At 44.1% G+C, this 11,435-nt stretch carries 8 protein-coding genes; 2 read left to right on the top strand and 6 right to left on the bottom strand.

Features of this window, described 5'->3' with window-relative positions; all coding sequences use genetic code 11:
• The first annotated feature begins 69 nt into the window (after positions 1–69).
• Positions 70–3,048 (top strand): protein translocase subunit SecD, encoded by a 2,979-nt coding sequence (gene secD / locus Q0668_RS02340; protein ID WP_298859541.1) that lies wholly within the window; start codon positions 70–72, stop codon positions 3,046–3,048.
• A gap of 168 nt (positions 3,049–3,216) precedes the next feature.
• Here secD and Q0668_RS02345 read toward each other — a convergent pair whose 3' ends face one another.
• The 3 genes from Q0668_RS02345 to tsaB form a co-directional block, all read right to left on the bottom strand.
• Positions 3,217–4,443 (bottom strand): amidohydrolase family protein, encoded by a 1,227-nt coding sequence (locus Q0668_RS02345; protein WP_298859542.1) that lies wholly within the window; start codon positions 4,441–4,443, stop codon positions 3,217–3,219.
• Positions 4,444–4,503: 60 nt separating this feature from the next.
• Entirely contained in the window at positions 4,504–4,827 is a 324-nt protein-coding gene (locus tag Q0668_RS02350; protein WP_144986171.1) for a DUF6793 family protein, read from the bottom strand.
• Between the two features lie 264 nt (positions 4,828–5,091).
• Complete coding sequence (gene tsaB / locus Q0668_RS02355; RefSeq protein WP_298859547.1) at positions 5,092–5,820, bottom strand: tRNA (adenosine(37)-N6)-threonylcarbamoyltransferase complex dimerization subunit type 1 TsaB; 729 nt, start codon at positions 5,818–5,820, stop codon at positions 5,092–5,094.
• A gap of 224 nt (positions 5,821–6,044) precedes the next feature.
• Here tsaB and Q0668_RS02360 point away from each other — a divergent pair, with 224 nt between their 5' ends.
• Positions 6,045–7,934 (top strand): chloride channel protein, encoded by a 1,890-nt coding sequence (locus tag Q0668_RS02360; protein WP_298859549.1) that lies wholly within the window; start codon positions 6,045–6,047, stop codon positions 7,932–7,934.
• Between the two features lie 18 nt (positions 7,935–7,952).
• Here Q0668_RS02360 and Q0668_RS02365 read toward each other — a convergent pair whose 3' ends face one another.
• From Q0668_RS02365 to Q0668_RS02375, 3 genes are all read right to left on the bottom strand, one after another.
• Entirely contained in the window at positions 7,953–9,923 is a 1,971-nt protein-coding gene (locus tag Q0668_RS02365; RefSeq protein ID WP_298859551.1) for an ATP-dependent helicase, read from the bottom strand.
• 78 nt (positions 9,924–10,001) lie between these two features.
• Complete coding sequence (locus Q0668_RS02370; protein ID WP_298859553.1) at positions 10,002–11,219, bottom strand: serine/threonine-protein kinase; 1,218 nt, start codon at positions 11,217–11,219, stop codon at positions 10,002–10,004.
• 4 nt (positions 11,220–11,223) lie between these two features.
• The coding region (locus Q0668_RS02375) for a hypothetical protein (RefSeq protein ID WP_298859555.1) at positions 11,224–11,435 on the bottom strand (212 nt) is incomplete at its 5' end.

Genomic DNA, 11,435 nt, shown 5'->3' on the forward strand with positions numbered 1-11,435 from the left:
GTTGTCAGTTTAAACCTTCATTGCCGATCAAATCGGCCCATATTATCAGATAGTTTTGGGACTAATTGAATGACAGGGATTGATTTCCACTCAACAGCTCTTTTAGCTGAAGAAGTGACTGAAAAGGCGACATCACAAGTATCAGGGTGGTTTATCATAGCCATTCTTGTTGTCGTATTCGTTCTACCCTTCATTTTGGGGGCACTGATAGCAAATGCTCTTAAGATGAAAGATTTTTCACGCAAAATCGGTCTGGTATTATTTACCGCCGTCATTGCCTCGACACCTTTCGTCTGGCAGATTGCCAGCGGTCACGACTGGCGAGATGCCATTCGGTTGGGAATCGACCTGGCAGGCGGGTCGAATATGGTCTTTGAGGTTGACGAAGGCAAGAGTGAAAAAGAGCTTTCCAACGAAGTGATGGATCAAATGGTGGGAGCCATTGGTCGTCGTATCAATCCTTCGGGAACGGAAGAAGTAACCGTTCGTAAAGTAGGACAAAACCGGATTGAAGTCATTGTTCCTGGAGCTGACAGTGATGACGTTCAACGGATCAAATCGCTCATTACCCGGTTGGGAAGTCTGGAATTCGATATCGTAGCGAATCGGCGCGATCATGCGACTCTTGTTTCGCGTGCGTTGGAAGCTCCTGGTAAAGATATTCGGGATGGCGAGGGCCGAGTCATTGCCAGTTGGCGCGAAGTAAATAACGATGAACCGTTTAGTCAGGATGACCAGATGGTTGTGCGACCTATTACACGCAAAGATGGAACTCCCGGTGAAGAAGTATTGGTGATCATTGAGCCAAATGAGGATCGCCGTGTGACAGGGAAATACCTGGTTCGTGCACGACAGTCAACAGACCAGAATGGTACCCCGGCGGTCTCTTTTACATTTAATGCCCGTGGCGGTAATCTTTTTAGTCAGTTAACCTCGAAAAATCGTCCCAGTAAGGATGGGTTTCATCGCCATCTGGCCGTGTTACTTGATGGGAAAGTTCAATCTGCGCCTCGTCTCATTACAACCATTGGTGCTGAAGGACAAATTACCGGTCGGTTTACTCAGAAAGAGATTTCAGATCTGCTCAATGTGTTAAATGCAGGGGCCTTGGAAGTTCCATTAAAACCTGAACCCGTCTCTGAATTTTCAATCAGCCCTCTTTTGGGAAGTGATGTTCAAGAGAAGGGAAAACAGGCGATTCTGATTGCGGCAATTGCCGTTATTTTCTTCATGCTGATTTACTATCGTTTTGCAGGTCTGGTAGCAAATATCTGCTTAACTTTGAACTTGTTGCTGGTCATGGGGACGATGTCATTTATCAATGCCACCTTTACTCTGCCAGGTTTGGCAGGTCTGGTGTTAACGATCGGTATGGCCGTCGATGCCAACGTGCTTATTTTCGAACGAATTCGGGAAGAGAAAGCACGTGGTTCCAGTTTGAGGATGGCAATTAATAATGGCTTTGCGCGTGCCTTTACGACCATCATTGATGCGAATTTGACGACTCTGATTGTGGCAGTGGTTCTCTATATTATTGGAACGGATCAGGTTCGCGGTTTTGCTGTGACGTTATTCATCGGGATTGTGATGAGTATGTTTACCGCGTTATATGTCGGACGCATCATTTTTGATATTTTTGAACGAAAACGCTGGATCAGTGATCTGAAGATGATGAGTATCGTAGGGCATACCAGCATCGATTTCATCGGTAAGAAAATGGTTGCTGCGATGTTCTCAATCGCATTGATTGTGATCGGAATGGGAGTGGTTATTACGCGTGCTGAAGAAAATCTCGATATTGATTTTACTGGCGGTACGATGGTGACATTCGAGTTCGAAGACAAACAGGATATAGATGCAATTCGAGGCTTATTACAAAAAGAGTTTGGTAATAGTTTGACACTGGAACAACTACAGCTTTCAAATGATCCTGGCTCTGATGGACGTTATTTCCGTCTGCGTACTACGTTGAATGATGCGGATAAAGGTGAAGAAGACGTCAAAGCAACGGATTCGATCAGAGATAAATTAAATAAGACATTTAAAGACAGCGCTCAAAAGTTGCGAAAAGTAACGATGAGTTTTGGTGAAATCAAGAAACTCGAGGGAAGTGAGAATTCTCCTGCAGGGGCTGAAGTGGAACTGACATTTAGTGGTGACTTGAAACCATCGACAGTTGATAATTATCTGCAAGAGGCCATTGCCTCAATAAAGAATGCCGATAAATCAGCTAAATACGAGCGTGTTCCTGAGCTTCAACTGAAGGGGATTTCTGCTGAAAGTAAAGATGATGCAGCTGACGAAGCGACTCGCTTTAAGAAAATGAATGCACAAGTCGGGCCTGACCTGCTGGTTGCTGATCTAAAAACTGCGTTAAATGAGATGCAGACTGTGATGGAGACAACCGCAATTTTAGATGAAGTCAATAGTTTTGACAGCTCTGTTGCTGGCGAAATGCAGGAGTCTGCTTTGCTGGCTATGTTGATCAGTTTGATTGCGATTGTGGCATATGTCTGGTTTCGGTTCCAGAGAATCACTTTTGGTCTGGCAGCTGTTGCGGCGTTAGTGCATGACGTACTGGTCGTGCTGGGGATGGTTGCATTAGGTGCTTATCTAAGTGATACCGCCTTGGGGCCTGTATTAGGTCTGAATGATTTTAAAATCAATCTGCCCATGATCGCCGCATTTCTGACCATTGTTGGTTATTCGTTGAATGATACCATTGTGGTGTTCGACCGTATTCGAGAAGTACGTGGCAAGAACCCTGCTCTGACCAAAACAATGGTCAATGAGAGTTTGAATCAAACGCTCTCACGAACCTTGCTGACATCAATCACGACTCTGATTGTTGTTCTCATCCTCTATACCATTGGTGGTGAAGGAATTCACGGTTTTGCATACTGCCTGGTTCTGGGAGTGATTGTCGGTACTTACAGTTCGATCTTTATTGCCAGCCCCGTTTTACTCTGGCTGATGAATCGTCCTGGAAGTGCGACCGCACGTGCTACTCAGCAAAGTGAAAAACAAGCCCGTGTCAGTAGTAATTAACCTGGGTTGAGTACAAAAGACTGACGGATTCAAACAGAATCAAATTTCAGAGGACTGATCGTAAGATCGGTCCTCTTTTTTTAATACCATGCCTGATCTATCGAACGATATTTCAAGCCATTGGGGTGATGAAACAGATGCGATGATTTCAGAGGAAGGGTTGCAACTTCAGCGAACTTTTCGGCCTTCAATGAAAACGGCTTCTACAGATCCCGGGAATGTGATTCCTTCAAACGGAGACCAGCCACATTTGGTTTTCAGGTCTTCTCGCTTGATTGTGACTGGTTGTTGCAGGTTGAGTACGGTTAGACTGGCTGTATAGCCGGGTTCAATTTTACCGAACTTCTTGGGAGAGATATACGGGTTTACAAAATCACCAGGATTTTCAGAGCAAAAGAGGGCAGCCTGTTCGGGGGCAAAATTCTGCTCCCGAATCAGCCAGGTGACAAAAGCGCCGTAAGTATCGAGGTGCGGTTGTCCCGAAATCCCCTGCTCATTTTCTTCCAAAGTATGGGGGGCATGATCTGTGGCAAGGTAATCTAATGTGCCCTCGCGTAGTGCATCCAGCATTGCCTGACGATCCGCGATGGTGCGTAAAGGCGGGTTCATCTGCATTTTTCCACGGTTTTGATCTGTCAGATCAGACTGATCAAAATAGAGATGGTGCGGCGTCACTTCGCAAGTAACCTGCACGCCACGGCTTCTGGCTTCCCGAATCAGTGGTAGCCCTTCCCCAACGGAATAATGACACAATTTCCCTTTGAGATCATATTTTTCGATCATCTGGAGGGCAAAGCGTGTTGCAGAGATTTCACATTCTGCGGGTCTTTGATCTTCATGGTTTTTTGCATGAGCATGTTGCTCAAGTAAAACGGGATCTTCACAGTGAAAGCTCACATCGCAACCACGATACAATGAGAGCGTTTCGTCAAGTTGCTCAAGGGTTTTGAAAAAAAGATCTCCTACGCTGGGGCCCATATAAGCTTTGTAGGGTACTGCAAATGATAGAGGTCTGGTTCCCGGGCCAATACCTGCATACAGCGTAAAGTGAATCGCAGGGTTTCGTTTTTGCAGATGTCGACTTTTTTCGTGGTAGCTTTCATCAGTAATCGGCGGAACCGGGTTATTAGGCATGTCGGCAACATGTACCACGCCACCATTTAGTGCAGCGGCGCCGGCGGTACAAAAATCTTCTTTGTAAATTTGAGATTCGCCGATGTCGTCTCGGGCGTGGATGTGGATATCACCCATGCCGGCAAAGATCAAGCAATCATCAGAAAAAGAGACATCTGCCTCACCCAGGTTTGAGCCTACTTCAATAATTCGATCGCCTTCGATGCGAATCTGGCTGTTCAATGTACCTGAAGAATTAACAAGACTTCCCTGTATGATCATCGAATTGAAGTCATTCCGTTTCTACTGTTTTAACAGTGTGCTGAGCATCGTTCTAAAAGGCTACCAACCAACTGACATATTTGTTTCTATTGCCAGTTGAGCCTCATGCAGATCAGATCCGGTATCACGCATATAAAGTCTGATTGCGTGTACTTTGTCTCCGGAAGCACGGAAGAGACACTCACGTGCCATATCGCAGGGTTCTGTATGGCCTTCAATGCCAAGTAGACGCTTTGAAATCACCCACATATCACGAGGACGTCGCGTGACACGCAGGATTTCATCTTCAGGATAATTTTCCTGAGCAGCATTTTCCGCTTCCTCTTGAGTATTTGCCCAACCCACCATGATGTGTGCGTTTGTTTCAATCTCATAAAGAGCCATAATTCAACTCCAGTCTGAAGAATGGAAAAAGTAAGAATCTAACGAACAATGAGGAATAATAGGACTCTTTCGAATTTATCTTAGCAGGATATCAACTCTGATGTCAGAAATCGAACAATTCCTTGTGCCATATTATAGCCAAGGGGGATTCAGGGGGAGAGTGTCTTCTTGAAATTGTTTACAGAAAAAAAGAAATCCAGAAAAGTGACTCGATTTTCGCTTGGCGCTCCCTGCCGATGCGTAAGGGCTGGCATTTTTACTATTTTAATCAGTATTCAGCTGCTGGCGCGCGTCCCATTTTTCTTCCGCTGAACTTTTCCTGAGATAATAAGGGGTTAGATCCCATGTTTCAGTCACGGAACGGTAATCAGCAGTTTGGCATTTTTTCAGGAGATTAGCGGTAATTATTGAGACTTTCGCAGCATCAGGCTGGCGGAATTCTGGATCTAGTAGTCTGCATTTCGGCAGAGCGAGAGGCTCAAGTAACTCAATTCCAGGCCCATTGATTGTGCTGCCGGTTTCAAGAGAATGAGAAAAATCAGTGATTGCCCATATGCGGATTTCATCAGATTTTTGCCATTGATTCTCTGCAATTTTAACATATTTGCCAACAAACAAGTCTCCCCGCTGTGCATTGGAAATAACATACGTTTCGCTGACTTCAGGTGGACAATTGAGGGCAATGGCTTCAAAAGTATCAATTCCCAGTATGGGACATCCAGTGACATATCCGAATGTTTTGGCGAAAGTGATGCCGATTCTCAAACCCGTAAAGCTGCCAGGTCCCTGGCTCACGCCAACTCCTGTAATTTGATCGGGCGTTAATTTCAGTTGAAACAGTAGCTTTTTTACTTCCGATACTAGTGTTTGTGCATGTTTTCTTCCCTGCTGTTGCAGCTCGGTTTGCGCAATTTTCTGTTGAGCGTGATAGATCGCGATTGATCCACAGCGACCTGAAGTCTCAACACCTAGGTAATACAGAGAGTTTTCCACGCGGACTCAAATAAAAACATCAAAGACAAGATACAAATCGATTAAAACCCTGTAGAGTATGACAGACTGCGGTCTTTGATCCAAGTCTTTCAACCGGATTTTCCAAGTGACTGTATAGCAAACCGATATCAGCACTTGAATACCTGATCCTTCAAAGACCGTTTTTTTTGGTTTTCCTGGTGGATTATTTTTTCTAACCTCATCCAGAATATTGCTATTGAAACATGTTTTTTCTTAAAAAATTTGGTGAGTTTCTGACGTCTTTCGATCTGAAAACGAGTAGCAAATGGTTCGTTTTGTCCTGCTTGATTGGAATTGTCGCTGGATTGGGGGCCATCGTCTTTGATGCTCTGACACAGGTTGTCCAACATCATTCACTCGGTTCGATTGCCGGTTTTGAGCATCCACAAACTGTGGGAGAACATTCCATATATGAATCAGAAGAGAATAAAAATGAATTAGAAGTGAATAAAGTCAGTTTTTCTCCCTGGTTGTTATTAGTGGTTATTACTTTGGGAGGCCTGGCATCCGGACTGATTGTCTATAATTTTGCTCCTGAAGCAGAAGGCCACGGAACTGATGCTGCAATCGATGCATTCCATACAAAACGTGGGCTCATTAAGTTGCGAGTTCCCTTCGTGAAAACAATCGCTTCTGCCCTTACGCTGGGGACCGGAGGTTCCGCTGGGCGTGAGGGCCCCATTGCGCAAATTGGCGCCGGTTTTGGTTCCTGGGTTGGGACGACGTTAAAACTTTCCGCACGTGATCGAAGGATTATGCTTGCGGCCGGCGTGGGTGCAGGTATTGGTGCTATCTTTCGTGCTCCGCTTGCAGGAGCATTATTTGCAGCAGAGATTTTGTATAGCAATGCTGATTTCGAATCTGATGTGATTGTACCCGCTGCGATGTCTTCGATTATTTCTTATTCTGTTTATTGCCTGTCTTTACCCCAGAATTTGCGTTTCATGCCACTGTTTGGTAATGAATTACATCATACGGTAGATTCGCATGCAGAATTAATTCCCTATGCGATTTTGTCTGTTGTTCTGAGTTTGTCTGCCATGTTTTATGTGAAGGCATTTTACGGTACGAATCGTTTGTTTAAAGCACTGCCTGTGAAACCGATGTTCAAACCAGCCATCGGTGCATTTTTGACAGGGTTAGTAGGAGTCGGGCTTTATTATCTTTTTCAAAAAGATATGCGAACTTTATCAGTCTTGTCAACGGGTTACGGTTTTCTGCAAGATGCGTTAACTTCAGCAGTCGATCTGGGGATACCACTTTTGCTGACGATCGCATTTGTGAAAGTCTTTACAACTTCATTGACGATTGGTTCCGGGGGATCCGGAGGAGTGTTTGGACCCTCAATGGTAATTGGCGGCAGCGTCGGTGCTGCAACAGGACTGTTTTTGCAGCGACTGTGGCCTGGCCTGGTTACACAACCAGAAGCGTACGGGTTGGTTGGCATGGCAGGTTTTTTTGCCGGGGCTGCACACGCACCTATTTCTACCATCATTATGGTTTCGGAAATAACAGGAAATTATTCATTGCTCCTGCCAACCATGCTGGCATCAACGCTCTGTTTTGTACTTTGTCAAAGAGTTCATCTCTATCAGAAACAGTATCCGAGTCTTCTGGACTCGCCTGCACATCGTGGCGACTTTTTGATTGATGTTCTGGAGGGAAGTCATGTTTCCGACGTATTTGATCCTGAAAGAAAGATTCAACTGATTCCGGAATCAAAATCATTGGATGAGATTGTGCATTCGCTTGCAGGAACTCAGCAGCATTATTTTCCAGTGGTTGATGATGCGGGAAAAATTGTTGGTATTTTTTCAGAAGACGACGTTCGAGCATATTTGTATGATGAAACGCTCTGGAAGCTGGCTGTGGCACGAGATATTATGCAGTCTGAATTCGTGAAAATCAGTCCGGGAGATGATTTGAATACTGTGATGCAACGATTTACTGCGATCAATGTCGAATCTTTACCAGTTGTCGATGAAAATGATCCAGGGGTTTTGCTGGGCATGCTGAATCGTAAAGAGACCATTGGGTATTATAATCAGCAGTTAATGAAATGTAAGAGAGTCGGTGAAGATAGTGGTGAATGAGTTCGATTCAATAATCAGTCACTCTTCGTCACTGTTTCGCATTTCAAATAGAAACCGTGAAGGAAGTGTGGGCTGTTTTTTTCCCCATTTGGTTCGGGTGGTAGCACGACTCAATGTCAAATAGTCTTGTGCTCTTGTAATACCAACATAAGCGATACGTCTTTCTTCTGCAATTTCTGAGTCTGTTCCTTCTACCGAACGTTTATGCGGCAAAAGTCCTTCTTCCATTCCTACTAAATATACACGCGGGAATTCCAGTCCTTTAGCACTGTGCAAGGTCATAAGCTTGACGGCATCTTGTGCAAGTTGATCTTCTTTTTCATCCAAATTGTCTCGGTCCCCCAGTGCGATTTCCTCCAGAAAACCAATGGGTGTTGGCTCATTAGATCGCTGGCAGTATTCTTTGATGGATTCTATGAATTGTTCCAGAATAACGATTCTGGCTTGTTGCTGTTCGGAAGTTTTATACTGTTTCTTGATTTCTGATTCATAATCGATCTCTTTAATTAAGTCTTGCATGATTACAGCAAGATCACGAGGAGATTGATTGAGGCGTGTGCGATAACGCTTTAGCAGATCATGAAATCTATCTAAGCCAGTACTGGCACGAGCATTCAGTGCATTTGATTTTGCTGCAGAGGCAACAGTGTCCCAGAATTGATTGCCCTCTTTCACTGATTGATTCACTAATTTTTCAATAGTACCGTTTCCAATGCCTCGCGTTGGCGTATTAATGATTCGCAGCATGGAAAGTTCATCATTGGGGAAAGCAAGTGTTTTCAGGTAAGCTAATAAATCACGAATTTCACGACGATCAAAAAAAGATTGGCTACCAATCAGTTGATAGCGGACATTAGTGCGACGTAATTCTGTTTCAAAAACTCTGGGTTGTTCATTCGTGCGAAAGAGAATTGCAAAATCACGTAAAGGAGTCTCCTGAGCTTCGTGCAGATATCGGATTTCCCCAACGATCTTTTCTGCTTCAGTTTGTTCGTCTGGAAAATCAAGAAAACGTACAGGTGGTCCCATTTTTTTGTGTGCGATAAGCTGTTTTTTGTGTCGATCACGATTGTGTGCTACCAGGCGATTGGCAATCTCAATGATTTTATCAGTACAGCGATAATTGTTCTCAAGTCGAACGACTTTTGCACCTGGGAACTGGTTTTGAAAACCAAGAATGTGACGCACTTCTGCCCCGCGCCATCCATAAATCGATTGATCATCATCACCGACCACGCAGAGGTTCTGATGCGGTTCTATCAGAGAGCGGATCAGGTTGAATTGTGAAAGGTTGGTGTCTTGATACTCGTCAATTTGGACATACTCAAACTTGTTTTGAGTTTTCTTGAGTGCCTCGGGGAACTTTGAAAATAGCTCATTGGTCAACATCAATAAGTCGTCGAAGTCCACTGCTCCGCTAGATCGCAATTTAGTCTGGTATTTTCGATATGCCATTGCCGCGAGAAAGTCAAAATCATTCTCGGTAAAATTTGTGGCCTCTTCTGGTGAGATGCCTGCCATTTTCCAGCCACTGATGCGATTGAGCAGGTCTCCTGGACGCAGGCTTTTATCATTCACTCGAATGTCACGTAGTGCAGAACGGGCTGCTGATTCCTGATCTCCTCGATCATAAATGATAAATTTATTTGGATAACCCAGCAAAGAAATTTCTTCTCTGAGAATTCGTACACACAGGGAATGAAATGTAGAGATGAATGGTTTCGCGGGAAGTTTTTTTCCCAGCAGTGATTTCATTCGCTCTTGCATCTCTCGCGATGCCTTGTTGGTGAATGTGACCGATAAGATTTTATCTGGAGCAACACCATTTCGAATGAGCTCGATCATCCGATAAGTAATCACTCTGGTTTTTCCTGTACCTGCTCCGGCTAAAACCAGAAGTGGCCCTGACAGAGTTGTGGCTGCCTCACGTTGCGCAGGGTTGAGAGATGACAGATGGCTCGAATGATTCGGTCTGGTTGAGAGGGGCATGAACTTAATCAGTAGTCAAAAATAAAGAATAGAAGTAGTCAATGTCATCGAGAGAATCTCAATAGCAGGTGAGTGGAATCAGGGGCTCTCATCAGAATTCTTTGGATTGTTTTTTGACGAGGGTTTTTTCTTTATCAGGTGATCTGTTTTTGATGGTGTCTCCTGCGGTGGTTTTTCTAGCGGTGGTTTTTCTTGAGAGGTCGAATCTGTGGATGATTTTAATTCCGGTGAAGTCTGATCTGGTTGTAGCCGATAGGTGTCTTGGTTTTTGGTTGACTTACCAGGCTTTTGAGGCTGCTTTTTGTGCTGCGGGTTTTTCTCAGAACGTGTTTTTTTTCTTTTTGTTTGAGATGTTTTATGCGTGGATGTAGTTTGAGGTGAGGCTGGCGGCTTAACAATTTTCTCTGGTAATGCTTCTTTCTTTTGTTGCTCTGTGTGAAAAGCTTCCTTGAGTGGTTGCAGCATATCAGCCATCGTTTGCCAGCGATCTTGAGGATAGAGTTCCAACCCTCTCATGATCGTTTCTGCTAATTGAGTATTGATGTCAGGTAGGAAGTTCTGTATGTCTTCCGGTGGGGTATTGATATGTTGCAAGACTGCATCCAACGTCTCTGCTGCATCCCAGGGTAATCTTTTCGTCAACATTTCGTAACAAGTCACTGAATAAGAAAAGATATCGATTTTTTGACTGGTCTTTTGCCGTTTGATAAGTTCAGGAGCCATGTAGGCTGCTGTTCCCGTACGATTTCCGGGCTGTTGAAAGGGAGCTGTATTGGGAACCACCAGACCAAAGTCAATCAATTTCAACTCATGCTCATTATTTACAATAATGTTACGTGGGCAAATATCCCGGTGAATCCAATTTTCCTCATGGAAATATTGGATCGCTTCACCTAATTGAATAATGTAATTCAGACAATTGGCTCGCATGTCCTGGTTTTGAGATTCTACCAAAAAACTGAGACTATATCCTTCAACGAATTCCATAACCAGAAATTGTTCGTTTTCAGTTGTGGTCCCATGCTCTAATGTTTTGACAATATTGGGATGGTTTAACTGAATTGCGATTTCACCTTCGATTGGTTTATTGAGTCCGATAAAACGGGATTCGAGTTCTAAAGTTTTCTGTTTGTGTAATACTTTGAGGGCGACCATTTTTCCAGAGACGTAGTCATTCGCGCGCCAGACTTTGGACATACTTCCCTGCCCGACACGTCCAATGAGTTCGAAACGTTGTTTAATATTAACGTGCGGTGTTTGGGATTCTTTTGAAAAGAAGCGTTTTAGAAAATTCATGTATTCACCAGACAACGGAAAGTGAATTCAGGGCAAGTCGAACCCCAATCTGAGAAAATATTAACCAGCCCCAAAAAGATAGTATAATTGTCTTTATAGAGATACGCAAAGTGGTGCCGCCAAACACTCCTGGCTCTGGAGTTGACCGTTCACAAAAATGATTGCAGATTTGGCAACTAATTTCAAAATCTTGCGAGTTTTCAGTGAGAATCAGAC

It is taken from the genome of uncultured Gimesia sp., from assembly GCF_937910335.1.
Lineage (GTDB): Bacteria > Planctomycetota > Planctomycetia > Planctomycetales > Planctomycetaceae > Gimesia.